General features: G+C 42.7%; 24 protein-coding genes. 12 read left to right on the top strand and 12 right to left on the bottom strand.

All coding sequences use genetic code 11. The annotated features are described in order from the left end of the window. The first annotated feature begins 40 nt into the window (after nt 1–40). The 6 genes from FRX45_RS19455 to FRX45_RS19430 all read left to right on the top strand — a co-directional run bounded on the left by FRX45_RS19455 (nt 41) and on the right by FRX45_RS19430 (nt 5,692). A complete protein-coding gene (locus FRX45_RS19455; protein WP_152270148.1) occupies nt 41–997 on the top strand; it encodes a hypothetical protein in 957 nt (318 codons plus the stop codon). A gap of 144 nt (nt 998–1,141) precedes the next feature. Then, nucleotides 1,142–1,660: a DinB family protein gene (locus FRX45_RS19450; RefSeq protein ID WP_152270147.1), complete on the top strand. Its 519-nt coding sequence runs from the start codon at nt 1,142–1,144 to the stop codon at nt 1,658–1,660. Between the two features lie 217 nt (nt 1,661–1,877). Then, nucleotides 1,878–2,762, top strand: a complete 885-nt coding sequence (locus FRX45_RS19445; RefSeq protein ID WP_226805465.1) for a UbiA family prenyltransferase — start codon at nt 1,878–1,880, stop codon at nt 2,760–2,762. After that, nucleotides 2,755–3,843: a type III polyketide synthase gene (locus FRX45_RS19440; RefSeq protein ID WP_152270146.1), complete on the top strand. Its 1,089-nt coding sequence runs from the start codon at nt 2,755–2,757 to the stop codon at nt 3,841–3,843. The genes FRX45_RS19445 and FRX45_RS19440 overlap by 8 nt, the downstream gene beginning before the upstream one ends. Nucleotides 3,844–3,860: 17 nt before the next feature. Continuing rightward, complete coding sequence (locus FRX45_RS19435; protein WP_226805464.1) at nt 3,861–4,556, top strand: methyltransferase domain-containing protein; 696 nt, start codon at nt 3,861–3,863, stop codon at nt 4,554–4,556. Then, nucleotides 4,553–5,692, top strand: coding sequence for an NAD(P)/FAD-dependent oxidoreductase (locus tag FRX45_RS19430; protein WP_152270144.1), 1,140 nt, complete (start codon nt 4,553–4,555; stop codon nt 5,690–5,692). The genes FRX45_RS19435 and FRX45_RS19430 overlap by 4 nt, the downstream gene beginning before the upstream one ends. A gap of 12 nt (nt 5,693–5,704) precedes the next feature. Here the strand turns inward: FRX45_RS19430 and FRX45_RS19425 are convergent, their stop codons facing one another. The 6 genes from FRX45_RS19425 to atpD form a co-directional block, all read right to left on the bottom strand. After that, entirely contained in the window at nt 5,705–7,015 is a 1,311-nt protein-coding gene (locus FRX45_RS19425) for an MFS transporter (RefSeq protein WP_152270143.1), read from the bottom strand. 27 nt (nt 7,016–7,042) lie between these two features. Next, nucleotides 7,043–7,864, bottom strand: coding sequence for an undecaprenyl-diphosphate phosphatase (locus tag FRX45_RS19420; RefSeq protein WP_152270142.1), 822 nt, complete (start codon nt 7,862–7,864; stop codon nt 7,043–7,045). Between the two features lie 126 nt (nt 7,865–7,990). Next, a complete protein-coding gene (locus FRX45_RS19415) occupies nt 7,991–8,239 on the bottom strand; it encodes a DUF3098 domain-containing protein (RefSeq protein ID WP_152270141.1) in 249 nt (82 codons plus the stop codon). Nucleotides 8,240–8,578: 339 nt separating this feature from the next. Then, nucleotides 8,579–9,106 (bottom strand): OsmC family protein, encoded by a 528-nt coding sequence (locus FRX45_RS19410; RefSeq protein WP_152270140.1) that lies wholly within the window; start codon nt 9,104–9,106, stop codon nt 8,579–8,581. A gap of 98 nt (nt 9,107–9,204) precedes the next feature. Next, a complete protein-coding gene (gene atpC, locus FRX45_RS19405; RefSeq protein WP_152270139.1) occupies nt 9,205–9,459 on the bottom strand; it encodes an ATP synthase F1 subunit epsilon in 255 nt (84 codons plus the stop codon). Between the two features lie 17 nt (nt 9,460–9,476). Then, nucleotides 9,477–10,976, bottom strand: a complete 1,500-nt coding sequence (atpD, locus tag FRX45_RS19400) for a F0F1 ATP synthase subunit beta (protein WP_152270138.1) — start codon at nt 10,974–10,976, stop codon at nt 9,477–9,479. Nucleotides 10,977–11,122: 146 nt separating this feature from the next. On the opposite strand from atpD, the gene FRX45_RS19395 reads away from it, so the two are divergent. The 3 genes from FRX45_RS19395 to FRX45_RS19385 are packed head-to-tail and all read left to right on the top strand — an operon-like array spanning nt 11,123 to nt 14,889. After that, nucleotides 11,123–12,442 carry an asparagine synthase-related protein gene (locus tag FRX45_RS19395; protein WP_152270137.1) on the top strand — a complete coding sequence of 440 codons (1,320 nt, stop codon included), beginning with the start codon at nt 11,123–11,125 and terminating at the stop codon, nt 12,440–12,442. Beyond that, nucleotides 12,399–13,400 carry a radical SAM protein gene (locus FRX45_RS19390; RefSeq protein WP_193311781.1) on the top strand — a complete coding sequence of 334 codons (1,002 nt, stop codon included), beginning with the start codon at nt 12,399–12,401 and terminating at the stop codon, nt 13,398–13,400. The genes FRX45_RS19395 and FRX45_RS19390 overlap by 44 nt, the downstream gene beginning before the upstream one ends. Beyond that, entirely contained in the window at nt 13,375–14,889 is a 1,515-nt protein-coding gene (locus FRX45_RS19385) for an NAD(P)/FAD-dependent oxidoreductase (RefSeq protein ID WP_152270136.1), read from the top strand. Before FRX45_RS19390 ends, FRX45_RS19385 begins: the two co-directional genes overlap by 26 nt. Nucleotides 14,890–14,976: 87 nt before the next feature. Here FRX45_RS19385 and FRX45_RS19380 read toward each other — a convergent pair whose 3' ends face one another. From FRX45_RS19380 to FRX45_RS19370, 4 genes are all read right to left on the bottom strand, one after another. Beyond that, nucleotides 14,977–15,156 (bottom strand): hypothetical protein, encoded by a 180-nt coding sequence (locus FRX45_RS19380; protein ID WP_152270135.1) that lies wholly within the window; start codon nt 15,154–15,156, stop codon nt 14,977–14,979. A 237-nt stretch (nt 15,157–15,393) separates the two neighbouring features. After that, nucleotides 15,394–15,684, bottom strand: coding sequence for a transposase (locus FRX45_RS23745; protein ID WP_262884218.1), 291 nt, complete (start codon nt 15,682–15,684; stop codon nt 15,394–15,396). Further along, nucleotides 15,668–15,856, bottom strand: coding sequence for a transposase (locus FRX45_RS23895; RefSeq protein ID WP_394350041.1), 189 nt, complete (start codon nt 15,854–15,856; stop codon nt 15,668–15,670). Before FRX45_RS23895 ends, FRX45_RS23745 begins: the two co-directional genes overlap by 17 nt. Before the next feature lie 46 nt (nt 15,857–15,902). Next, nucleotides 15,903–19,466, bottom strand: a complete 3,564-nt coding sequence (locus FRX45_RS19370) for a CRTAC1 family protein (RefSeq protein ID WP_193311780.1) — start codon at nt 19,464–19,466, stop codon at nt 15,903–15,905. A gap of 203 nt (nt 19,467–19,669) precedes the next feature. On the opposite strand from FRX45_RS19370, the gene FRX45_RS19365 reads away from it, so the two are divergent. From FRX45_RS19365 to FRX45_RS19355, 3 genes are all read left to right on the top strand, one after another. Next, on the top strand, nt 19,670–21,481 hold the full coding sequence (locus tag FRX45_RS19365) for a CRTAC1 family protein (RefSeq protein ID WP_152270133.1): 1,812 nt from the start codon (nt 19,670–19,672) through the stop codon (nt 21,479–21,481). Beyond that, nucleotides 21,481–22,347: an RnfABCDGE type electron transport complex subunit D gene (locus tag FRX45_RS19360; RefSeq protein WP_152270132.1), complete on the top strand. Its 867-nt coding sequence runs from the start codon at nt 21,481–21,483 to the stop codon at nt 22,345–22,347. Before FRX45_RS19365 ends, FRX45_RS19360 begins: the two co-directional genes overlap by 1 nt. Before the next feature lie 438 nt (nt 22,348–22,785). Further along, complete coding sequence (locus FRX45_RS19355) at nt 22,786–23,013, top strand: hypothetical protein (protein ID WP_152270131.1); 228 nt, start codon at nt 22,786–22,788, stop codon at nt 23,011–23,013. Here FRX45_RS19355 and FRX45_RS19350 read toward each other — a convergent pair. Then, nucleotides 23,010–24,275 carry an MBL fold metallo-hydrolase gene (locus FRX45_RS19350; protein WP_152270130.1) on the bottom strand — a complete coding sequence of 422 codons (1,266 nt, stop codon included), beginning with the start codon at nt 24,273–24,275 and terminating at the stop codon, nt 23,010–23,012. The genes FRX45_RS19355 and FRX45_RS19350 overlap by 4 nt on opposite strands. Before the next feature lie 148 nt (nt 24,276–24,423). After that, nucleotides 24,424–25,134 (bottom strand): MIP/aquaporin family protein, encoded by a 711-nt coding sequence (locus tag FRX45_RS19345; protein WP_152270129.1) that lies wholly within the window; start codon nt 25,132–25,134, stop codon nt 24,424–24,426. Nucleotides 25,135–25,407 lie beyond the last annotated feature (273 nt).

Genomic DNA, 25,407 nt, shown 5'->3' with positions numbered 1-25,407 from the left:
ACATAAGGAACAAAGTATATTTTTAACAAACCCATATCTAATGAAAATCAAATTAAACTTCCGTCCCCTGTTTTTATTTTTTGGAATTTCAGTATTTGTCGCCTGTAAAAAAGATGATACGGGCAGCAACCAGCCCCCACCTGTACCTGTTTCCCTGCAGGAAGCCATAGTTGGTAAATGGGAAATTCATCCGGTAGCGGCAAGGCTTAAACAAAATTCAAACAACAGCCCCGTTTCACATAAAATACAGGAACCTTCCCAGGTGCTTTCCCTCGAATTTTTAAGCGACAGTACCTACATTGTAGTAATGAGCGGTAACGAAGTACTGACCGGGAAATACAATGTTTCGGACAGTGCTGTTATAGATCTTTCAGGTTTTGGCCATTTGTCTGAAATAAAAATTGCCGGCAATGCAATGGATTTCAAGTTATCTTCCAATGGCACTGTTATTGTCATCAGCGCCAATAAGGCAGAAACGATTCCACTAACAGATAATACCCGGCTGTTGTGCAGGAACTGGTATCTAACCCAGGCAGAATCGGGAGAAGCAGTTTATGGGGAAGGTCCGGTTGCATCAGATAAAGTAACCATTTTATTTTCCGCCGCCGGCACATACCTGGTTCAGTTTTCCAGTGACGATACCCTTCATTCCGCAGAAATTGCTAACTGGAAGTGGCACCCCACCCTGTCTGATACTTTTGTTTTCTGGTGGTTTGATGAGGAACCAGCTAATGATAACTACGTAACCATTACGGAATTAAGCAGTTCTTCCCTTAAAATGCAGGAATCGCACACAGACTATGAATATCATTATGATGGAGAAGGAAACATTACTTCAACAGATACTTTTACTGTCACTGCCAAATATGTGCTTATACCGGCTAACCAGGTAAGCCCAAGACATTCGGGAACTGCGTTACGCAGCAGATTTTTAAATACGGCAGAAAAACCTGGCATAGATGAACGAAAAGCAGGAATATTCAGAAGACAGTTTTAAATAAATGGCTGCATACAGGTATAATTACCTGAAATAAAATTTTATATCCGCCAATAAAGCGTTGCTTGTTTGGCGGATTTTTTATTGCATGATGCTCTTTGCTGTTGCACAGATTACCAGTATCTTCAAACATATCTATTAATCATGGCAGAAAAAAAATATGAAGTTTGGCTGCGTGGACCCCTGGATCATATTCCAGCCCTGCTGCAACCCATAGCACATTCCCTTTTACAGGCAAGGGAAGAAGTAAATACATTAATGGAAGATTTTCCGGAAACCCTGCTTTGGGAAAAACCGGCGGGAGTTGCTTCACCCGGGTTTCACCTGCAGCACATGAAAGGCGTAATAGACAGGCTGCTTACCTATGCGAAAGGTGAAATGCTTAATGCTGACCAGTTGCAATACCTGAAGCAGGAAGAACAATCTCCTTCCCCATCCTGTAAAGTTGTTGAGCTGGTGGAACAATTTAACCGGCAGGTAGATAAAGCACTGGCTGAGTTATCTGCTACAGATGAAGCAACCCTAACTTCAGCCCGTGGCGTAGGCCGTGCCCAATTGCCTTCTACTGTACTGGGATTATTAACGCATGCAGCCGAACATACGCAGCGCCACCTGGGACAGCTTTTGGTAACCGTAAGCATATTAAAAAATAAACAGGCATAAAATCAAAAGAACAATAAAATTTGATCAATCCCGCAATCCATGCCGGTCAGATAAGTTTATCGGAGCAGCTAACGGAGATATTGCCTTACAGCGCCACCGCAGGGGTGAGGTAACGCAACCCACATTCCTGAAAAAGCGTATATACATAAAAAAACCTATCTTACACAAGCACTCTTTTATACAAAAACAATTATACAATAAGGCTATAGCTTCCTTTATGCCGGTAACGAAAACACAATTCCTATTGCCCTCCACTATTCAATTGTTGCGTTTTCCTTTTTCTTTTTTCCTGATGCCGGTATACTGGTTCGCACTGAGCCAGGTGGTTGAAGTAAATATATTTCACACCGTACTGGTTTTTATGATACTGCATTTGCTGCTGTACCCCGCAAGCAATGGCTATAACAGTTATATGGACAGGGATACGGAAAGCATTGGAGGCGTTCAGCACCCGATGCAACCTTCGCGTCAGCTTTTATATACAACGGTGCTGATGGATAGTGTTGCTATGATCATGAGTTGTTTTATCAGCCTGTATTTCGCTTTGGGAATATTATTGTATATACTGGTTTCTAAAGCGTACAGCTACAGGGGCATCCGTTTAAAAAAATACCCGTTTGCCGGCTATATAACCGTTATCCTGTTCCAGGGCGCCGTAACATTCGGATTAATTTATCATGGCTGCAGTGCAGATAAAACATTGCAGGTTCCTGTTTTGGCAATGATATCATCCAGTTTGCTCATTGGAGGATTTTACCCGCTCACACAAGTATACCAGCACGATGCAGACCTTAAAGACGGCGTTAAAACCATTAGTTACCGCCTGGGTTACCGGGGAACTTTTGTGTACTGTGGAATTATATATACAGCAGCATTCCTGGTGCTGGCGCTTTATTTTTTTTATACACTCCAAACAAAAGCATTTTATATATTCAGTTTGTGCATGTTGCCGGTGATCGTTTACTTTTTAATGTGGGCCCGTAAAGTATGGCACAATTATATCTATGCTGATTACAGGAATACGATGCGCATGAACATGGTCGCTTCCATATGCATAAACATCGCTTTTATCATTATTTTTATAATCAACCACTTTGAGTAAAATCATACATATAGGAACAGCGCTGCCGCATTATAAACACCAGCAGGAAGGCATTTTGGACTTTATGCAGCAGGTATACGCTACCAATACCACTGAACAAAGGAAAATGAAGTTCCTGTACCATCAAAGTGGCATTCAAAACAGGTATTCTGTTATTGGAGATTATAACCGGCCTGTAAAAGACTGGAAATTTTATCCGCGGAGCGAAAACTTAGAACCCTTCCCGGCATTGGAACAACGCATGGCATTGTACAACAAATATGCAGCTCCGCTGTCGGTTGATGCCATAAGAAATTGTATAGAAAATAAATTGCCTGCAAAACAAATCACGCATTTGATTACAGTAAGTTGCACAGGCATGAGTGCCCCCGGGCTTGATTTACAGATCATAGACCTCATGGACCTGCCCAATACCATTTACCGTACTTCCATAAATTTTATGGGTTGCTATGCCGCTATTCATGCGCTGAAAATAGCGGATGCCATTTGCAAAAACGATACCGCCGCCAGAGTAATGATTGTTTGCACCGAGCTGTGCACGCTGCATTTCCAAAAGGAAGCTACTATAGATAACATTACTTCCAGCATGTTGTTTGCAGACGGCTCCGCTGCGGCACTGGTAACACATGATCAATACCCTTCGCCCGGACTGGAACTACAACATTTTTATGCGGAGATCATGCCTAAAGGCAAAAAGGATATGGCATGGGAATTGTCTTCTTCCGGGTTTCTAATGACCTTAAGCGGTTATATACCTGAACTGATAGAAGAAGATTTTGAACTGTTGATCGCCAGGGCGATGCAATCAGCAGGCATTCGTAAGGAACAGATCAAAGGATGGTGCATACATCCCGGAGGAAAGCGCATACTGGAAGCCGTTAAAAAATGCCTTCACCTGGATGATACCGAACTGGATGATAGCTTTAATATACTGGAACAATTTGGCAACATGTCTTCCCCTACCATTTTATTTGTATTAAAGCGTATGATGCAAAAACCATCGGGCATGAATCATAAAATATTAGGCGCCGCTTTTGGCCCGGGACTAACGATGGAAACATTTGTGGGAGAGCTTATCTAATTTGCTCAATACTTTTTATGTCGCGTTCAACCCAAACAGAACTATTAGATAATGATGATATTCCGTTTGAAGACATCAAACAGAACATGAAAGAACTGGATTTCATTAATCGCTGGCTGGGCGGGCATTCCATTACCCTATCGGGAGTACAGAAAATACTATCCGCATCAAAAACAACCGGTAAACCCATCCGTATTTGTGAAGCGGGCTGCGGCGGCGGCGATAATTTACTGGCGATTGACAAGTGGTGTGTAAAAAACAATATCTCCGTTCATCTGACAGGCATTGATAAAAAAAAAGAATGCATTGATTTTGCAAAAGAAAAAACCGCTGATACAAGATATACCTGGATCGTTTCGGATTATCAGCAGGTGAATTTTTTTCATCAAAAACCCGACATTATTTTTTCTTCCCTTTTCTGTCATCATTTCAGCGATGATGCGCTGGTGTTAATGATGCAATGGATGCATGACAATTGCCGCATGGGTTTTTTCGTCAATGATCTGCACCGTAATTTTTTTGCGTATTATTCGATTAAATGGCTCACAAAATTGTTGTCAAACAGTTATCTTGTAAAAAATGACGCCCCGCTTTCCGTTCGGCGCGGATTTAAAAGAAAAGAATGGGAAACGATCATGCAGCGGGCAGGAATCAAATCCTGCTCAGTTGAATGGAAATGGGCTTTCCGATGGCTGATAACAGCAACTTCATGACAACAAATAACATATACGATGTAGCCATCGTGGGTGGTGGGCTGGCGGGGCTCTGCCTTTCTGTTCAATTGGCAAGAGAGGGGCATCGTGTAATATTATTCGAGAAAGAAAAATATCCTTTTCACAGAGTGTGTGGCGAATATATAAGCTTTGAATGCTGGAATTTCCTGGAAGAAACAGGCGTGCCATTGAGCGACTGGAACCTGCCCCATATCAGGAATCTTATGGTATCCTCCCCTTCGGGTAAAACGATTAAGCGGCGCCTGCCCCTGGGTGGTTTCGGTATCAGCCGTTACAAGTTAGATGCCTTCCTCGCTGAACTGGCCCGGAATGCAGGAGCCGAAATAATGGAAGAAACAAAAGTAGATAATGTATGGTTCAGCGATGCGCATTTTCATGTGCAATACGGAACGGATATGTGCAAAGCCAAATTGGTGTGCGGCACATTTGGCAAACGCAGTAACTTGGATATCAAACTGAAACGTGATTTCATTCAAAAGAAACCGGGTAAGCTCAATAACTATATTGCCGTCAAATATCATATTAAAACGGATTTTCCGCCAGATCTTATAGCGCTTCACAATTTTGAAAACGGGTATTGCGGCATATCGCAGGTGGAGGATGAGAAATATTGCCTCTGCTATCTTACCACTGCACAAAACCTGCAGCAATGCGATAACTCCATTGCACAGTTAGAGCAAAATATATTGCGGCGTAATCCTTATTTGAATAGGATCTTCGGCAACTCCACTTTTTTGTATACATCGCCCGTTACCATTGCACAGGTGAGCTTTGATAAAAAAACACAACTGGAGCATCACATGCTTATGACGGGCGATGCGGCCGGAATGATTGCCCCGCTATGCGGTAACGGTATGAGCATGGCGATGCATGGCAGTAAGATAGCCTTCCGGCAAATCCATCCTTTTCTACAGGGAAAGATAAGCCGCCAGGAAATGGAAATTGCCTATCAAATCAACTGGAACAATACATTTAAAAAAAGGTTGAAAGCCGGCCGCCGGATACAGGGGCTGTTTGGCAGGGAATGGGTAACCAATTATTTCATACAGGCGCTGCAACCTTTTCCCTCCATAGTTGACCGGCTGATAAAACAAACACATGGTGAACCGTTTTAACAGGCGCCACAACTAACTTCTGTTTACCGCTCTTTTTGTATATATCAACGCAAGCAAGCCAAACACAAAAAATACAATTAAAGCAATAATGGAATTGCGGATGCTGCCGGTTACATCTTCCAAAAATCCAAACGAAAACAGGCCGATAACCAATGCTATTTTTTCAGTAACATCATAAAAGCTGAAGAAGGAAGTAGTATCTTTTGTTTCGGGTAAAAATTTAGAATAAGTACTGCGGCTCAGGGACTGTATACCGCCCATCACCAATCCTACCGATGCTGCCAATGCATAGAACTGCATTTGGGTTTGTATAAAATACGCCCATACGCATATAGCGATCCAGATACAAACAGAAATGATGAGCACTTTGAGGTTACCCATGCGCTTTGAAAGCCTGCTCATAACAATGGCTCCGATAATTGCCACCAATTGTATCAGGATGAGTGTAAATAATAATTTGGGCTCATCTTCCGGACGGGGAAAAATTTCCTTTTTGCTGAAACCTGCGGCTACCAGCATCACGGTTTGTACACCCATGCTGTATAAAAAAAATGACAACAGAAACCGGCGCAATACCCTTAACTGCTTTAACTGTTTGAACACTATGGATAACTCATGAAAGCCATTGGTCAAAACATTTTTTTTTGCCTGCCGCTCCTTAAGGCTGGGCAGGGGCAGCACACGAAGGGTAAACTGGGCAAAGCCAAACCACCATAAGCCCGTGAGCAAAAACGATATACGAACACCCAGGGTTGTATCGCTGCCATCCAGTCCAAACCATCCCGGCATTACAATGATGGCAAAGCAAATGATTTGCAGCACCACACTTCCGGTATACCCCAATGCATAGCCTTTGGCGCTGATACGGTCCTGGTCTTCGGGTGCCGCTATATCGGGTAAATAAGAATTGTAAAATACAAGGCTTCCCCAGTAACCCAGAGCGGCTAATGAAAACAAAATAACACCATATTCAATACGTTGCGGCGTAAAAAAGAACAATCCGCAGCAGGCGGCCGATCCCAAAAAGCAAAACCAGCGCAGGTATACTTTTTTATTGCGCCGGTAATCGGCTATAGATGATAAAATGGGTGAAGACAGTGCCACAATCAAAAACACTACCGCCAATGCATAATCCAATAACGAGGTATTTATAAATTGCTTTCCGAAAAAGTTCACATAATGCCTGCCATTGCTGTTGCCCATACTGGTAATGCCTACATAATAGGCCGGAAAAATGGTTGTTGTAATAACAAGGCTGTACACACTGTTGGCCCAGTCGTACATAGCCCATCCGTTAATTACTTTTTGGGGGGCGGTTTGCATGAAGATGGAAATGATTTTTTGGAACAGCTATTTCAGGTAACCTGCATAGATCATTGCCAGCAGTATTACGCCTACAATAATACGGTAAATGCCGAACAATTTAAATCCATGCTTTTGTAAATAAACAATAAAGAATTTAATGGCCAAAACGGCAACGATAAAAGCAACAATGTTGCCCACTACAAAAGCAGTAGTATTGGCTGAATTGCTGAATACAATTTCATACCCTTTTATATTGCCACCGGCAGCAGGATAATCTTTGAGAAAAAGTTTGTACACCGTTGCAGCAAGCATGGTGGGCACGGCGAGGTAAAAAGAAAATTCGGCTGCCAGTGTACGCGTAAGCTTTTGCTGCATTCCGCCAATAATACTGGAAGCACTGCGACTTACACCGGGTATCATTGCCACGCATTGCCATATACCAATAATAAAAGCTTTTCCATAGCTGATATCCTTATCTTCAGCAATAACAGGCATTTTAAACAACCTGTCAATATACAATAACAGGATGCCGCCCACCAGTAAAGCAACAGCAACGGTAGTGGGGCTTTCGAGTAGTTCATCTATAGCATCAGAAAATAATAAACCCAATAGCAGGGCGGGAATAACAGCGATAAACAATTTTACATAAAACTGCCACTTGCCAAAGTCTAAAAACTTCTTCCAGTACAGTACCACTACGGAAAGTATAGCGCCTAACTGAACCGCTATTTCAAATATTTTCGTAAAGTCATTACCCGAAATCCCCATCAGTGAGCTGGCAATGATCATATGCCCTGTAGAAGAAACAGGAAGAAACTCAGTAATGCCTTCAACAATGGCAATAATAATGGCTTGTATAATGCTCATGGACTACAATAATTTGGGAAATAGCAGCAGTAATAACGAATTGATCTCTAAATAAGTGTGCATGGTTCTTTAAAAAAATGCGATGGTTTTCCATCGCATTGTATCCTCACTAATTTGTTCCGGGAATTATTTATCTGTTGTTTTGGGTTTACGCATGATGGCATACATTTCAATGATCAGCCCCACCATAAGCAATATAGGAGCCACAGTAATTCTGCGGGTACTGTATACTTCTTTATAATCAAAGACTTTGGGATCCGGATTTTTTCCGCCGGCCATCAGCAATAGCGCGATTATCATTACCACTGCGCCAATGGCCATCCACATATAATTTTGTTTATTGAATACCAGTCCGGTTGCTTTTCTTTCAGACATATACCATAATTGAGTTTGCAAGATAAGGGAAATGTGAGAAATGTGGAAATATGGAAGTTTGAAAATGAAGCAGGCTTCGGAGTTTTTAATATGTTGTTTATCGGTTGATGTTTATGGTTGGATCCGGCTTCGGAAGCATCTGCCCAACACATTTCAAACAGTGGGCTTCCGGTTTGGCTTTTATTGTAAATGCTCAATACCGTTACCTACTGTCATAACTAAGGAAGCATCTGTATTTATTTGGTTCTTGTCATTTGCTTTTTGGTGCTTTGTATTCTCTTTGGATTTCGGATTTCTGCCTTCGGATTTAATACCCGCCGCAGCGGAAAGGTTTGAGTTTTATCCGCCCCGGCGGACAGGTTTGTTTTTTGTGATTTGGTTCTTGATGCTTTCTCCTGCTTCATAACAAACCGGTTCACATTTTACCGGAAAGTTGCAGGAGTTGGCAATAAAACATTTTTTATGCGCTGCTGCATGCAATGCATTTATGTTTTCAGCATTGCCGTCATAATTTTTTACCCACACCTTTGGATGCAGCACTACTGCTGTAAACCGCCCGCCGCCATCCGCATCTTCCAGCATTGAACCTGTGGCCGCATCCTCATAAGCTGTTACTACAATACCCTGTGCAGAACACATATGCAAAAACCACAGCATATGGCATGACGATAAGGATGCTACCAATAATTCTTCGGGGTTATATCTTGAACTGTCGCCGCGGAAATGAGGATCAGACGAGCCGGGTATAGCGGGTTTGTTCTCTACGGAAATGATATGGCTGCGTTCATAGGAACTGTAGGCACGGGTTCCTTCGCCGGTATTGCCTGTCCATGCCAGTTGGGTATTATATTGGTGTGCTTTTGACATATAGAATTTGCTAAACGATGAATAAATGTACACCCCAAAATTAAAAACCCGGTAAACGAAATGCGCTTACCGGGTTAAATATGATGAATTCATCTAAATCAAATTTCAACAGCGCCTTCCACCAGTACGGCTACTTTATTGTTCAGCACTTCTGCAAACCCGCCATTGATATTGTACAGTATGGTTGTGCCGGTTTTATCTTTGAGCACTTTTATTTTACCACTTCCCAAAGCGCTTACCAAGGGGGCGTGCTTATCTAAAATTTCAAACGACCCGGTAATACCGGGCAGTTGCACCCCATACACTTCTCCGCTAAACAATTTACGCTCGGGGGTTAATATTTCTAATTCCATTGAATTGTATTTTGATGTTATCCTTTAGCGGCAGCTATTAATTTCTTACCTTTTTCTATCGCATCTTCTATAGTACCTACCAGGTTAAATGCTGCTTCCGGATATTCATCCACTTCACCATCCATGATCATATTAAAGCCGCGGATGGTATCTTCAATGCTCACAAACACACCCTTTAACCCTGTAAACTGTTCTGCCACATGGAATGGCTGCGACAGGAAACGTTGCACCTTACGTGCACGGAATACCGTCATCTTATCTTCTTCACTCAATTCATCCATACCCAGGATATTAATGATATCCTGCAGTTCTTTATAACGTTGCAAAATAAGCTTTACCCTGTTGGCGCAATCATAGTGCGCATTGCCTACGATTTGCGCAGACAAAATCCTTGAACTGGAGTCTAACGGATCCACAGCGGGATAAATACCAAGATCAGCTATTTTACGGCTCAATACCGTGGTAGCGTCTAAGTGCGCGAAGGTAGTAGCAGGCGCCGGATCGGTAAGGTCATCCGCGGGTACATATACCGCCTGTACGGAAGTGATGGAACCATTTTTGGTAGAAGTAATACGTTCCTGCATAATACCCATTTCGGTAGCCAGCGTAGGCTGGTAACCAGCGGCGGAAGGCATACGACCCAACAGGGCGGATACCTCGGAACCTGCCTGTGTAAAACGGAAGATATTATCTACAAAGAACAAAATATCTCTTCCCTGCCCCTTGCCGTCACCATCACGGTAGTATTCGGCAACGGTTAATCCACTTAAGGCCACACGTGCACGCGCTCCGGGAGGCTCATTCATTTGTCCGAATACGAAAGTGGCCTTAGATTCCTTTAAGGCTTCCATATCCACTTTACTCAAATCCCATCCGCCATTTTCCATGCTGTGTTTAAACTCCTCGCCGTAGTTCATGATGCCGGCTTCGATCATTTCGCGCAACAGGTCATTTCCTTCACGGGTACGTTCACCCACGCCTGCAAATACCGAAATACCGCCATATCCTTTAGCAATATTATTAATCAATTCCTGGATCAATACGGTTTTACCCACACCGGCGCCACCAAACAAACCAATCTTGCCCCCTTTGGCATAAGGTTCAATAAGGTCAATTACTTTAATTCCCGTAAACAATACCTCGGTAGCCACGCTCAGGTTTTCAAATGCCGGTGGTTTGGCATGGATCGGGCGGCCGTTGGTTTTATCAACCTGGGGTAACCCGTCAATAGCATCGCCTGTTACATTAAACAAGCGGCCTTTAATATCCTCCCCTACAGGCATTGCAATCGCCTTCCCGGTATCCACTACTTCCATTCCCCGAACAAGTCCGTCTGTACCATCCATAGCAATCGTACGCACACTGTCTTCCCCGAGATGCTGCTGCACTTCCAATACCAGTATTTCTCCATTTTCGCGTTTCAGTTCCAGGGCATGATAAATTTCGGGCAGTTGACCGTTAAATTGCACGTCAATTACGGCGCCAATGATCTGTTTGATTTTACCTTTGATAGGCATATATTAAATTATTTTAAGGTATGTTAGGTCAAATGTGCGGCAAAGGTAAGGTGCTGCTTATTATTGTCCAATTTGAAAAGTGAGTATTTTAAAAAAGAATTCAGCAGCGATCACTACATTTGTTCCGGAAGAAAATATATGATGTCATGAACCAGTATGTAACCGATTTTATAAGCCTTCTCGACCACAGCAGCAATATCATTCTTAACATGACCCCCGAAGAAGCGTCTGCGGCAATTATTTCAGGTGATCCCGCAGCCGTACGTAAAATTGACGGACAGTTTGCTATAGTGGAAAAAGTAGGGCAGCAGGTATTTATGGCCCGTTCAATAGGCCGCCCTATGCGTTATTTCCTTGCCAAGCAAACTTCAGGACCATTGCTTATTGTAGCCGAACGCATGGATGAGATTTATGAATACCTTAGGCAAAAAGGGCTTCACAAACAATTTCATCCTTCCTACACCAGGATGGTTCCTGCGCATTTTGTAGTAAGGCTTGAGGTTATCGGTTGCCCCGATCCCAATCCTGTTTACACCCGGTTTTTTGAACCCAAAAGAAATACGCTTCCGGCAGATATTGATGCCATCGGCAAAAAATACATTGAAACATTATCCAACGAATGTCAGAAATGGCTTTTGTCTCTTCCGGAAGAAGCGCCTGTAGGCGTTTTATTCTCCGGGGGGATTGACAGCGGTTCGGTTTTTTTAGTGCTGTATCATTTAATGCTAAAGCTGGGGATGTCGCCACAGCGGTTAAAAGCCTTTACGCTTTCCGCAAACGGCGGCGCGGATGCCGACCAGGCGCATACATTTATGGATCAACTGGGCTTGTCTCTTTTTCTTGAGGTTATTGATGTGCCTTTGTCGGCCGTTAACTATAAAGACGCCATCGGGGTTATTGAAGATTATAAAACGCTTGACCTTGAATCTGCAACTATGGCGCTGGCACTTTGCAGGCAGATACGGCAATTGTACCCCGACTGGGAACACCTGGCAGATGGAGAGGGCGGTGACGAAAACCTGAAGGATTACCCCATAGAGGCAAACCCCGAGCTAACTATTCGCAGCGTACTGAGTAATACAATGCTTTACCAGGAGGGATGGGGCGTGGATAAAATAAAACATTCCCTTACCTATTCCGGCGGGCAGAGCCGCGGACATGTGCGCACCTACGCCCCCGCCAGAAAATATGGATTTAAAGGATTTAGTCCTTATGCTTTACCCAATGTAATTGAGGTAGCTGAAGGTATTCCTTTTATAGCGCTCACCAACTGGAATGAAGAAGTGCTATACGCATTAAAGGGCGAAGTGGTAAGCCGCGGTATAAAAGCGGTAACCGGTTTTGATATGCCCGTTTTTGAAAAGCGAAGATTCCAGGCCGGCGCGGTACCACCGGACGCCTTTTCGGGGATTTTTGCCAACAATGAAAAAGAATACAGAACCTATTTCCATTCGCTGTATGCATGATGGTTACGACAGTCGCACTATAGCTGAACTTCGCCCTCCCAAAAACAGGTTAAACCCGTTTGTCCCTTATCATTTTTTGCATGAGCGGGAACCCGGTTTACCGGGTAACATCGAAACCGTAAACACCATCTTTCTTACCGGCAAAGAATGTGCTTTTAAATGCCTGATGTGTGATTTGTGGAAGAATACGCTGGATGAACCTGCACCGGCAGGCACCATTGTGCAGCAGATTGATCATGCTTTGGAAAGATTACCGAAGGCTGATGTTATCAAGCTGTACAACAACGGAAACTTTTTTGACACGAAAGCTATTTCTCCTGAGGACTACCCGGCAATATCCAAACGACTCAGGGATTATAAAAAGGTGATTGTAGAAAATCACCCCAAACTCTGCAATCATTCCTGTATTGAATTTAACAACCTGCTTAACGGAAAGCTGGAAATAGCAATGGGGCTGGAAACGATTCATCCCAAGTCGCTGCCGAAACTCAATAAACAAATCACGCCGGAGGATTTTAAAAAAGCAACTGCATTTTTAAACCACCATGGTATAGATGTAAGGTCCTTTGTACTTTTAAATCCTCCTTATATCACTGATGCCGGTGAAAATGTAGCATGGGCGCTTAAAACCATACAATTTGCCTTTGACTGCGGAGCAATACGCTGTGCCGTTATTCCTGTACGGCCCGGGAACGGTGTAATGGAGCTGTTGTGGAAAAACAATGAATACACACCACCTTCCCTGGCTATGCTGGAAGAGGTTCTTGAAAAAGCGCTGTTGTTGCAACAGGGACAGGTGTTTGCAGATACATGGGATATCGGCTTTTTATCAAAATGCCCTCATTGTTTTGATGAGAGAAAAAGACGCTTAGAAACCATGAACCTCAGCCAGCAGATTGAAGATACCATACCGTGCACCTGCAAAATCAAATATGAGTACCCATTCCAACCAATATGATATTGTAATTGCCGGCTCCGGTTTTACGGGCGCTATCACCGCTCTTGCCTTACACAACTGCGGGCTTACCGTTTGTTTAATTGAAAAGGGAAAGCATCCGCGTTTTGCAATTGGCGAATCTTCAACTCCTGTCGCGGATATTATATTACGTTCTCTTTCCGTACAATATGACTTGCCCTGGTTATATGATTTTTCGAGATATGGTAGCTGGCAACAATCCCATCCCGAAATTGTTTGCGGTATTAAAAGAGGGTTTAGTTATTTTAAGCATCATCCCGGGAAGCAATTTTCAACGGATGCCGGGCATACCAATGAGCTGCTTGTTGCGGCAAGCGCAGATGATATCATGTCCGACACCAACTGGCTGCGTGCAGATTTTGATGCTTTTTTAGTCAGCAAGGTTAAAGCATACAATATAGAGTATTTCGATTGTACTGAGATCACTTCTGCAAGAAGAAGCAACAGGCAATGGCTGTTCAATATAAATGGGCCGGGGAATATACCATCCATTCATTCCTCTTTTTTTATAGATGCAACGGGTAGCGGTATACTGGCTGATAAACTGTTTGCTGCGAAGTCATCCGCAGCCGGTTTTCTTACCAACTCCTTTGCACTGTTCTCTCATTTTGATCATCTTCCACGATGGACAACGCTCCTGGAACAAAACAATATTCCAACGCAGGATTATCCTTATGATCCTGATGATTCCGCATTACATCACGTGCTGGATGAAGGATGGGTTTGGGCGCTTCGTTTTAACAATAACCGGACAAGCTGGGGATTTGCTTTGAATGGCAATGATGCTTCATTTCAAAAAATGAAGACAACGGAGATATGGGATAGAATGAGGGCCACGTATCCTGATATAGATCATATACTCAAAAGTGGTTCTTTATCACCACAACCGGGGCGCATTATACAAACGGGAAGACTTCAGCGAAAGCTGGAAAAATGTTTTGGCGATGGATGGCTCGCAATGCCGCATACCATTGGGTTTGTAGATCCGCTTTTCAGCACAGGCATAGCCTATTCCCTGGCCGGCATTGAACGGATCGTACAGATGCTTTCTGAGAACAGCAACTTTGATGAACGCTTATTTGAACAGTTGAAGGAATATGAGCATATTACTTTTGAAGAGCTTAAGCTTATTGATATACTTGTTGCCGGATGTTACGCAACCATGCAGCATTTTCAACTTTTCAATGCCTGGTCCATGTTGTATTTCACTTTTACCATTTTGTATGAGCAACGCCGCTTGAAGAATCAGCCAGTTAAATATTTTCTTGAAGCTGATAACCAGGAAGTACAAAAGATAGTACAAACAACATATAAGGATCTGCTGAAATTAACCGCACAAAGAACCATCTCAGCAAAAGATGCAGATCAGTTTACCAGCATGGTAAGAGAAAGGATAAAACCTTTTAATACAGCAGGGTTGTTAGACCCGCTGTCGAAAAACATGTATTATCATACCGTGGCCGCATTGTGATATAGCTTACCGGACAGGGCTTTCCGAAGTGGGCCAATAGAATTCCCTTCGATCCCATGTTGCACGTTCACCCTTCATCTTGCTCGGTCAAACTTCATACCGTGTCCAATGAAGCAGGGTGTGTTCCGGAAGTATAGAACAAGGCAGGCTCTTTTCCAGGGTTAGCTTTTGTGTGTCGGCTATATGCCCTGCAAATGTGCCTGACTTGGTGGATTGGTCATTAATAATACTCTTTAATATAATGGTGAGCCGTGTTAAACAATTCATTCGATACTTTGTCTATTCGTATTTGCCGTGAAAGCAGATTCTTATCTGTTACATCCCTACGGGATTATCAGACTTTCTTATTTACATCTTACCTATATTATATCCCTACGGGATTTTTGGATATTACCATAACAAGATTTTTGCACCACACGTTTACACCTCACCTATATGCCGATAGGCATATCACATCGGTAACTCACCAAACCCACACCCCCACCAATGCCGTAGGCATGATACTTATTCCGGCTCTTGAAAAACATACCTTTCATCATACTCCACTTCAAATTTTTCCAAAAACAACTTATATTCTTCCAAAAAGGTTTTCTTACGGTGATGCTCTTTTTGATTTTTGATATAGCTTATCACATCAGGCAGTTGGGATTTTGAATATGAAAATGCTCCATATCCGGCTTGCCACTCAAACCGCTCTTTGCAGTACTTGTTATCATTTATCCATTTGGATGAGCCTGCTTTTACGTCCTGCATAAAATCAGCCATAGATTGAGTAGCTCTAAAACCAACAAGCATGTGTACATGGTCGGGCATTCCATTTTATAACAACCAGCTTATGTTTATTGGTTTGCACGATACCCGTAATGTATTTATGCAGGTCGTTCTCCCAACTACTACTTATGAGAGATGCTCTGTATTTGGGGGCAAATACAAATTGAAGATGAACTTGTGTGTAAGTGTTAGCCATATGTTACATCCCTGCAGGATTTCCTTTTTTACGTTTTAAGTTGTTATCAATGTTTTATCCCTCCCTTCGGCTTTAGCGCATTCTTAAAATCATCGGTGTTTATTAACCGGGTATTGTATTGCTGCCGGTACTGGTTGTGCTTCGCATCTGCAGGATATTTTACATTACCGCGATAAGGATAGGCAGGCATATTATGAAAAGGCAGCGGTTCAACCGTTTGCCCATGGGCGGTATTCAAATCACCATCCTTTACCCATCCTTCACTGTAAATGAGGAAGTCGCGCTTCCACCCCCGCGGCAATACAGGTAAACGGGCCGCATCAAAATCAATCGTTATTTCATCGCCTGAGTTGGCAATAACATACGCGTCATCTGCCTGCTGCAACAGCGGCAACACATCTCCGTAACGGGTATAATATCCTGTAAGGTCTCTCCATTTCTGCCCGCCGGTGGTATTATAATAGTCGAACCAGTGCGGACCAAAAGGCCCGCCCTTTCTATAGGAAGCCGAATAACCCCTGTAAGCAAGATGCGCGCCTGTCATGGTAAGATCATGCATATTTACCGGGGCTTTCGATAAACGGTTTGAAAAGAATATCTCGTCCCAGTAAATCTGCATATTGGTGCGTATTCTTACTTTCCTGTTGCCCGGGATAAGAAATTTACCCGAAAGGTTAACGATAACCATTTTGTCTTTTCCCATCGGGAAACCAATATTTGCTATAATGGTTTGCCATTCTCCTTTTTTGTTCATCACCTGCAGGGCCGGAGGCTTGCTTTTGTAGGATGCCGACTGGGTCATTGCTGTGTTGATGCTGGCGTCTGCAGGGAAGGTCCATCCCCGCAAAAACAGGTAAAGACTGTCACTCACCGCTTTGTCTCCAAGATCAAGGATCAAATCATGATCTTCAGCAAGCCCCTGGTATTTACCCATACCAAAGTTGGAGATGTGTTCGAAATCGTATGATTTAATTTTGGGCAGCAGGTCATTGCCATTTCCATCGAAGGCCGTAACCGGTAAATGCTTCTTCCCTACCCCATACAATTGCTTACCGGGGAAAGGCGGCGCAACAAAACGTTCATCCGCAAACACATCAACCGAATCGGGATGATCTACCGCCACCAGGGCAGCCTTATCAAAATAAACCGCTTCCCACAGCTCTTCGGTTATTTTGATAGAATAGGTATTGTTTTTTGGCTTCAGCTTTTCGCCCGGAATAAGCAAATATTCTTTCGAAGCATCGCTGAAGGCGTAGGTCGTATCTTTTCCGTTTACCGCCAAAGGCATCCCCAGGGCGCTTCTCCACATCATATCCTTTAAAAAAGTATATTTCTCCCCATCCCAGGTAAATAAAAACGGGCAGGATCCTTTGAGTTTCTCTTGTTCAAGTGTTCTTTGCCAGCGGGATGGGTCATTGATCAGTTGCGGTGTTCCATTGGGCCAAATGATACGAACAACATCAAGTGAATCCTGCATACCCACACCAAAATTGACAAGTGTGCGTTTAATCGTTTTAGTTTGATACAGGTCACCAGCCTTTAGCTCTACCTGCGCGCCGATACCAAACCTGTTGTTTTTATTATTGCCATAGGAAAGTCCTGTTAACTGTACCTGCATATAATGATTGAGATGACCTCCATCATTCCTCATTAAAGATATCCCTGAAGACCCTGATATAAAAACATCATCATCTCCATCTAAGTTAAAGTCGGCAATATCTATCTTATTGCCCTGGGTTAATGTTTGCGGAAGCAGGTACGAAACATTGGCAAATCCTTTTGCAAGATTATTATGGAATAGCTGCACCCCGCTTTTGGATGTATCGTCATTTACTCCTGTTACGAGGATATCCTGGTAACCATCGTTATCAAAATCAAAAAAAATGGCAGCATGGGCTTTTGTGCCTTTTAATGAGGTAGTAAACTCACGCGATGCTGTGTCAACCTTAAACCCATGATCTCCGGTATTTTTTAGTAAAAATGAATTTTCATTTTTACTCCCGGCAATAAACAAATCCGGCATACCGTCATTATTGTAATCACCAAAAGCAATGGCGCTACCTTTATATGAAGGATTTTGAAGCTGCAAGGCCTCGGTAAAATCTTTAAATTTAGAATGCCGCTCATTATTAAATAATTGTATCCGTCCTTCTCCGGTTAAAGCCGCTATATCCAAATCTCCATCAGCATCCCAATCTCCATAATCCATATCCATAGTTCCTGATGTGCCTGCAGAGAGGTTCATCATCCTGGCGTTTTCGGTGAACGTTCCATCATTGTTATTGCGAAAGAATTTATTGTCGCTTTTACAGGCGATATATAAGTCAAGATCTCCATCCTGGTCAAAATCCGCAACCAGTATTTTATTGCCATTGGTAATATCGTCTAAGCCCGTTTTTTGTTTTATTCTGGAAAATGTGCCATCGCCATTATTTTTATAAATAAAGACTCCTTTACTGGTAGAAATAAAAAGATCCCGGTAACCATCGTTATCATAATCTGCAAACGTGGCGTCTAAATCAATAGCCTCATAATTAAGATCAACGGAAGACGTAATGTCTTTAAAGTTCGACATTTCTGCTTCAAACAAATAACGCTTTGAGAGCGAAGCGCCTTCAGGTAAAAAACTTGCAAAAACATATGCGGTACCCTTCCCGTCATCGTCTGCAAGCGCTAATGTTGAAGACTTTATATTGGAAATGCCTGGAATCATTAGTCCGGCAATCGGTGAAGCATCTTCAAACTTTATATCGTTTAAAGAAACTATTCTGTTTTTGTCGTAAACCCGGCTAAACCTGCTGTCGTTAAAGGCTGCATAGCCTGTTAGCAATCTCGGCTGATCTATTTCATCAAGCCCGCTTGCATAGGCTTTGGTAAGCTGCATTAAATTTTGAAACTTCTGTATATACTGAATAACATCAGCGGTTTGATTGTTAGCGGTGATCAACGCTACAGCCTTCCGGTAAATGCTGTCTGTTGCCAGGTTAAATTCCGGAACTATTTTTTTTATGCTTTGCATAAAGAACAAAGCGGAGTCTGATTTTCCTTCCTGTGCAAGCAATTCGGATAGCTGAAGCCGGGGCACAATATTGGACGGGGTAATATCCAGCAATTGCAATAAGCTGGATTTTTGATCCGGATAATTTTTTTCTGCAGCCGACAGCAAAGCCAGTTTATACCAGGCAGGAGCATTTCCGGAGTCAATAGCCAATACGCTTTTTAACTCTTTTACTGCATTTTCTTTATTTCCTTCCCGTATATACACTTCCGCTAAAGTGAGTTTTAGGCCGGTATGGTTGGGTTGAATTTTTAAGCCCGCCTGTACCTGTTTCTCCGCTTCATCATAATCCTTTTTTGCCAGGTAAAGCAGGGCTAAATCGGCATAGTTCAGGAAATTTCCCGGATCGGTTTTTATTGCTTTTTTAAACGCAGCTTCCGCTTCATCAAATTTATTTTTCTGGAGAAAAGAAATGGCCAGTATGCGGGGGTCATTATAGTAATTTTTTGCCTCCTCATCTTTTGTTTTACATTGGGTAAACAGGGTGATTATCAAAAATAAAACAGCGCTGATCAATAAGCGTATTGTAAAGTGGGGAAATGCATGTGTCATTACCGGTGAGAGTATTTTATATATACCGAAGATAACAATTATTATTATCCCCTTATATTCAGAAGAATGCATCCCAAACCTTTCTATGGCCGGTATCTTTCACTTCATTGAATTTTCGTGGTAAGGAGGAGAAATGATGCTAAGATTTGAAATACCAAGTATCATTATTACTATCTTTAGTCCGCACAAATGATAGCTGTTCAATGAGTCCTTCAAAAAAATATACCAAAATAATTATTACCGCAATATTTATCTGCCTGCTTGCAATAACATTTGTTGCCTCCCGCAATAATGATTTTTTTTCGATTAAGCGCAACAGCAGGCAGAAAGCAGCAGCAGAAAAAGCATTTGGATTTTATCTTGAGCCGGTAAATAAAGAAGCGAAAATATCATTCAGGCATATTGCTCCTGAAGTTGATCCTAAGCTCAATAATATTAAAATGCAAATTGCCTCTATGGGAGCGGCTGTCTCCATTTGCGATTTTGATAATGACGGCTGGAATGATATTTATTTTACCAACAGCGCAATTGGAAGTAAGAATGCCTTATACCGCAATTTGCACAATGGCGAATTTGAAGACGTGGCCGGTAAAATGCAACTGGCACACGTAAACAGGAAAGGCTCCGGTGTTTCAATGGGCGCCGTTTGGTGCGATTATGATAACGATGGTTTTAAAGACCTGCTCCTGTATAAGTGGGGGAAACCGGAGTTGTTTAAAAACATAGAGGGAAAAAGATTTGAACGGGTTACAGAAGGCAGCGGACTTCCCGCATGGGTAAACGCCAATTCCGCCATCTGGTTCGACTTTAATAATGACGGGTTGCCTGATATTTTTATAGGAGGCTATTATAAAGAAATTTTTCACTTAGACAGTCTGAATACAACTAAAATAATGCCTGAAAGCTTCCGGTATGCCAACAATGGCGGCAGGAACTTTCTTTTAAAGAATAAAGGTAATGGCAAATTTGAAGATGTAACCAATGAGTATGGATTAACTTCAACCAAATGGACGCTTGCCGCAGCGGCAGCAGACTTTAACGGGGACGGTTACCCTGAATTATACATTGCCAACGATTATAATGTAGACGAGTTTTATTTGAATAAAAACGGACAAAGATTTGAAGAAAAAGGCAGAGAGGCAGGCGTTGGACATATCCCCAAAAGTGGCATGAACGCATCTTTCGGCGATATTGCCAATGACGGAAATATAGGTGTTTATACTACAAATATTACGGAAAAGGGAATATTGATCCAGGGAAATAATTATTGGCAACCCAGGAGTGACCGCTCTGCAGAACAGCCTTCGTTTGTAGATCTTGCACAAATTTCAGGAATTGAAAATGCAGGCTGGAGCTATGGTGCGCAATTCGGCGATCTGAATAATGACGGTTTCATGGATTTATACGTAGCAAATGGTTTTATTTCTGCAAAAGAAAATACTTCCTACTGGTACGATTATTCTAAAGTTACAGGCGGCAACAGCGCCATTATCGGCGATGCCAAAAACTGGCCTGACATGGAAGGCAAAAGCCAGTCGGGATATGAGCAGGACAAAATATGGTTGAATAACAGCGATGGCTTATTTGAAGATGTATCAGACAAGGTTTGTCCTGCAATAACGTACGATGGGCGCGCTGTTGCCATTGCGGATCTGTGGAACAGAGGCGTACTGGATGTTGTTGTTGCCAATCAAAACAACATCCCTTTAGTTTATAAAAATTATGCAGGAAATGATAATCACTGGATAGCTTTTGACCTGCAGGGAACGATTTCCAATGCCGATGCCATTGGGGCAAGAGTGGAGGTGGAATGGGATGGAAAGAAACAGGCGCAGATCGTTACCGGGGGTATGGGGTTTTCGTCCCAAAACCAGCACAGGCTCCATTTTGGAATAGGCAAAAGCGATAAAATTGACAGGGTAGTTATTTATTGGCCGTCCGGGCATGCAGACAAAATTGAAAACCCGGAAATCAATAAACTGCATATTATAAAAGAAAGCAAACCCAATAACTAATGCAGCAGGAATATAAGCTTGAAAACATACCCGCAACAACTTCCCGCTCTCAGTGGCTAAAAGATAACTTTCAGTACATCCCCCCGGCCTTTATCACGCTTATCCTGCTGGTTGGACAGTTTACGTTTGGCATATTAGACAGCTATACAACCCTGGTAGCTGCAATAGCCACGGCCATGATAGCCGAGATCATATTGGCCAGAATAGTATTGGGTACATGGAAAAATCTTGCCAGCGCATATATAACCGGTATAAGCGTAGGCATACTCATCCGCTCAAATGTAATTTGGCCTTATGTTGTTACGTCTTTACTTTCCATTCTCTCCAAATATGTATTTCGCTATAAAGACAGGCACTTATGGAATCCTTCAAACTTTGGTATTTCGTGGATGCTTGCTTTGTATAGCGCGAATGTAGCAGGTCTTAGTATTCAGTGGGGAAGTAATCTTCTTGCCATGTCCGTAATATGGATTTTGGGGCTGCTCATTGTGAACAGGGCAAAACGGTTACACGTAACCGTTACATATGTAATAAGTTTTATTATCCTTGCTTATGTTCGTTGTTTGATTACGGGTGATGCTTTTCTTGCGGAACTGTCTCCCCTGACCGGGCCAATGTACCAGCTTTTTATCTTCTTTATGATCACAGATCCTCCCACCTCTGTATCCTCCAGGAAGGGAAGAATTATCGTTGCCATCCTGGTGGCCATTGCAGAGTTTGTTTTGCGCCTTAACAATCTTATATATGCGCCTTTCTTTGCGCTTTTCCTTGTAGGTCCGTTAGCCAAGTTTCTCGATTTAAGATGGAATGCACTCCACAAAAGGAAACAGGAAAAACCAGGCCCGGGGCCTGGTTCAGTCATTTGAAATTTTGTGAGAGGAATGGTTAGGTTTTTAGAAAGATACTGACATGGTTTCGTGGCATTTTCAGAGGCTCAGGATTTTCAAAGGATGAGGAAATTGGTTATGGCTTCTTTAGGCTATTGGATTTGTTTGGTTTTACAGGAATTGGAATGTACTCTCCCGGGGTTGGGCTTTTCTAAAGGGTGGCTGATTTTTCAGCGGATGATGGATGATTGGGTTTTCAAAGGGTTAGCATCACTTTGACAATACAAAGATGGTAAACATCATACGGCGGTGAAAGTTTATTCGCCGGCAGGCGGATATGCTTCGATTTTTGGAACAATAACTTCGATTAACCAAAAAGGGATAGAGCAATTCAACTATTCAAAAGCACAGTTGGTATAAATTGGCGGCTAACTTTTTAAACAATTTCAAATTGTTACTTTTTTTGTAATTTTAGTTATGCTATTACAATTAGATGAAACAAACCGTGAAGGCTTAAACAGCCTATTAACATTTACCAAAGAAAACAATCTAAAGTTATCTCTGGTGGATGAAAGTGAGCATAATAATCATCTTCCCGGTAAACCGCTCACCCCTAAACAATTAAAGCAGCTAATCGAAGACAGCCGTAAAAGCGGAATCATTTCTATGAGAACTGCACATAAAATAATCAGCGATAATTATTAAACCGTACGTGGCAAAGTATACGCATCCCACATATCGGCCGGCCGGTTGGTTTCCTTCATCTGGTTCATATAAATATCGTTCCCGTTGCAGCGCAGGTTGATCATGCCAAACAAAATTTTACTTTTACTTACCGAACGGGCAAGCTCGGTGGAATATACCAAAGGCCGGTTGCCCCTGGCGTATTTGCCTGCACATCCTATAGCATCGGCACGGGGATGCGAAAAGCTTTCATTATCGCCCGAAGATATAACAGTGGCAAACGGGTTAACCTGCTGCATGAATACTTCCGTAAAATCGGAAGAACCATGATGGCAGGATTTTGCCACATCCACCATAAAAGGATTGGCATTTCCATATTGCTGCAGCAGGTAAAGCTCCGAAGCGGTATTCAAATCACCCCCAAATAAAAAAGTTCTTGCACCAAAAGTAATTTTGAGCACTAAGCTATGCCCGTTGATGGTTTTGCCTTCATCGTGCCAGTATATAAACCTATGCCTGCCGCCGATCTTTTCTGTAAACGGTCCCAGTATATCTATTGTAAATTTTTTATTTTCGATGGTTTTGCTGATAGCTGTATCACCGGCAGCCAATCGCTTCGTTTTACCGAGCCTGTTTTCCACAGCGGCTTTTTTAACCACATCCATAAAGTTGGCAATATCCCTGTTAAAAGCGGCCGCTTCATTGGTTCGTAGCAGGTTATCGAATATTTTGGTTAAGTACTCAACGCCATCGTGCTGTATGGTATCTCCCAAACCCGTGTTATACGGATTGTTCTTCTCCGCGAATTTTAATATGCCTGCATGATAAACAGTGCCGAATGTAAACCGTTTGTCGTTCAATACGGCAATGAGCCCTTTATAATGATCCGCATCAAAATGGCTCACAAATACATAATCAATATGGACCTGCTGCCCCTTGTTGAGCAGGTAGGTATACTGCCATTTGGTAAGATAGTTGTGCATATTAACCGAAGGTCCGCTGTCAACTAATATTCGAAGATTGCCCACTTCTATTAGAACGCCATCTCCCTGGCCTACATCTAAGTAAAATATTTTAATGCCCATGGTATCGGCCAGGTCGGTCTTGCGCATCCACCCGTTTGGACCTGCAGTTATTACTTTATAAAAGTCGCCTTCTTCGGCTGTAATGGTTACGTAAGTACCCGATTGGATTTTGTTGATGAGTTTTGAAGCCCTGTTATTGAGGATGCTTTCATAAACAGGCGCTTCATTGGCAGTAGCATAAAGGAATGGGGGAAGCATGGTATTTTTGGTTCACAGGCTTTAACAGATTAAGGTGTTAGCGATATTTTATGATCTATGTAAATAATAACTGCTTTAAAACAATTTTATTTGCCTGTGAATATCCGTGTTATCTGTCAGTAACTCTTTCAATTTCGCTTTTTCCTGACTACTTTAGTATGAATCTAAAAAACAAAGCTGCCAGCACCCCCCCCGCAATAGGTGCCACTACCGGTATCCAGGCATAGTTCCAGTCGCTATCGCGTTTATTTTTGATAGGCAGTAAAGCATGAATAATGCGGGGACCCAAATCGCGGGCCGGGTTAATGGCATAGCCTGTAGGTCCGCCTAAGCTTAATCCGATACCCAATACCAGTAATGCGATAGGCAAAGCATCCAGCGCACCCAGCTTCATCTCCGGTTTGGACAGCAACAAGGCTCCTAATACCAGTATGAAAGTGCCAACCAGTTCTGTAATAAAATTGTGTTCTGCACTCCTGATAGCCGGAGCTGTACAAAATACAGCCAGCTTGGCATTGGCGTCCTGCGTAGCATTAAAATGCTGGCGATAGGATGCCCATACGATTACCGCTCCAAGCATAGCACCTATGAATTGTGCCAGTATATAGGAAGGCACCAGCGCCCAGTCGAAGCTGCCTTCCACTGCAAGTCCAATCGTTACGGCCGGGTTTAAATGCCCGCCACTGGCCGCCGCCGCTGCATATACACCAGTAAACACCCCCACTGCCCATCCAAAGGTGATGGCGATCAACCCGCCGTTATTGCCTTTTGTTTTATCTAATACCACGTTTGCAACCACGCCACCGCCTAAAATCATGAGTAAAGCCGTTCCGGTAATTTCAGCCAAAAAGGGAGACATATGCAAGCAATTTTATTAATAATAATTCAGGGAAAATAAATAAATTTTAATAAAGTCCCGGCGTAGAAATACGAAATCTGAAAAAAAGCACTAAAAAACAAATAAGAAGGACCAAATAAAACCTGTCTGCCGTGGCGGAGACAAAGCACGAATGCTAAATTTAGAAATCCGAAGGGAATATAAAGTACCAAAAATCAAATAACAAAAGCCAAATAAATTTCAAATGCTAAATCCGAAGACCAAAACCCGAAATCCGAAGCGGAATCAATCTCA

The organism is Agriterribacter humi (assembly GCF_009192765.1).
Classification (GTDB): Bacteria; Bacteroidota; Bacteroidia; order Chitinophagales; family Chitinophagaceae; genus Agriterribacter; species Agriterribacter humi.
The sequence above is the reverse complement of the archived record's forward strand: the minus strand, read 5'-3'. Positions and strand labels throughout refer to the sequence as shown.

Excerpts from the sequence above, each read along its gene's own strand:
- FRX45_RS19455 (WP_152270148.1), top strand. The coding sequence starts at position 41 with ATGAAAATCAAATTAAACTTCCGTCCCCTGTTTTTATTTTTTGGAATT.
- FRX45_RS19450 (WP_152270147.1), top strand. The coding sequence starts at position 1,142 with ATGGCAGAAAAAAAATATGAAGTTTGGCTGCGTGGACCCCTGGATCAT.
- FRX45_RS19445 (WP_226805465.1), top strand. The coding sequence starts at position 1,878 with ATGCCGGTAACGAAAACACAATTCCTATTGCCCTCCACTATTCAATTG.
- FRX45_RS19435 (WP_226805464.1), top strand. The coding sequence starts at position 3,861 with ATGTCGCGTTCAACCCAAACAGAACTATTAGATAATGATGATATTCCG.
- FRX45_RS19430 (WP_152270144.1), top strand. The coding sequence starts at position 4,553 with ATGACAACAAATAACATATACGATGTAGCCATCGTGGGTGGTGGGCTG.
- FRX45_RS19425 (WP_152270143.1), bottom strand. The coding sequence starts at position 7,015 with ATGCAAACCGCCCCCCAAAAAGTAATTAACGGATGGGCTATGTACGAC.
- FRX45_RS19420 (WP_152270142.1), bottom strand. The coding sequence starts at position 7,864 with ATGAGCATTATACAAGCCATTATTATTGCCATTGTTGAAGGCATTACT.
- FRX45_RS19415 (WP_152270141.1), bottom strand. The coding sequence starts at position 8,239 with ATGTCTGAAAGAAAAGCAACCGGACTGGTATTCAATAAACAAAATTAT.
- FRX45_RS19410 (WP_152270140.1), bottom strand. The coding sequence starts at position 9,106 with ATGTCAAAAGCACACCAATATAATACCCAACTGGCATGGACAGGCAAT.
- atpC (WP_152270139.1), bottom strand. The coding sequence starts at position 9,459 with ATGGAATTAGAAATATTAACCCCCGAGCGTAAATTGTTTAGCGGAGAA.
- atpD (WP_152270138.1), bottom strand. The coding sequence starts at position 10,976 with ATGCCTATCAAAGGTAAAATCAAACAGATCATTGGCGCCGTAATTGAC.
- FRX45_RS19395 (WP_152270137.1), top strand. The coding sequence starts at position 11,123 with ATGAACCAGTATGTAACCGATTTTATAAGCCTTCTCGACCACAGCAGC.
- FRX45_RS19390 (WP_193311781.1), top strand. The coding sequence starts at position 12,399 with ATGAAAAAGAATACAGAACCTATTTCCATTCGCTGTATGCATGATGGT.
- FRX45_RS19385 (WP_152270136.1), top strand. The coding sequence starts at position 13,375 with ATGAGTACCCATTCCAACCAATATGATATTGTAATTGCCGGCTCCGGT.
- FRX45_RS19380 (WP_152270135.1), bottom strand. The coding sequence starts at position 15,156 with ATGAATTGTTTAACACGGCTCACCATTATATTAAAGAGTATTATTAAT.
- FRX45_RS23745 (WP_262884218.1), bottom strand. The coding sequence starts at position 15,684 with ATGCTTGTTGGTTTTAGAGCTACTCAATCTATGGCTGATTTTATGCAG.
- FRX45_RS23895 (WP_394350041.1), bottom strand. The coding sequence starts at position 15,856 with ATGGCTAACACTTACACACAAGTTCATCTTCAATTTGTATTTGCCCCC.
- FRX45_RS19370 (WP_193311780.1), bottom strand. The coding sequence starts at position 19,466 with ATGACACATGCATTTCCCCACTTTACAATACGCTTATTGATCAGCGCT.
- FRX45_RS19365 (WP_152270133.1), top strand. The coding sequence starts at position 19,670 with ATGAGTCCTTCAAAAAAATATACCAAAATAATTATTACCGCAATATTT.
- FRX45_RS19360 (WP_152270132.1), top strand. The coding sequence starts at position 21,481 with ATGCAGCAGGAATATAAGCTTGAAAACATACCCGCAACAACTTCCCGC.
- FRX45_RS19355 (WP_152270131.1), top strand. The coding sequence starts at position 22,786 with ATGCTATTACAATTAGATGAAACAAACCGTGAAGGCTTAAACAGCCTA.
- FRX45_RS19350 (WP_152270130.1), bottom strand. The coding sequence starts at position 24,275 with ATGCTTCCCCCATTCCTTTATGCTACTGCCAATGAAGCGCCTGTTTAT.
- FRX45_RS19345 (WP_152270129.1), bottom strand. The coding sequence starts at position 25,134 with ATGTCTCCCTTTTTGGCTGAAATTACCGGAACGGCTTTACTCATGATT.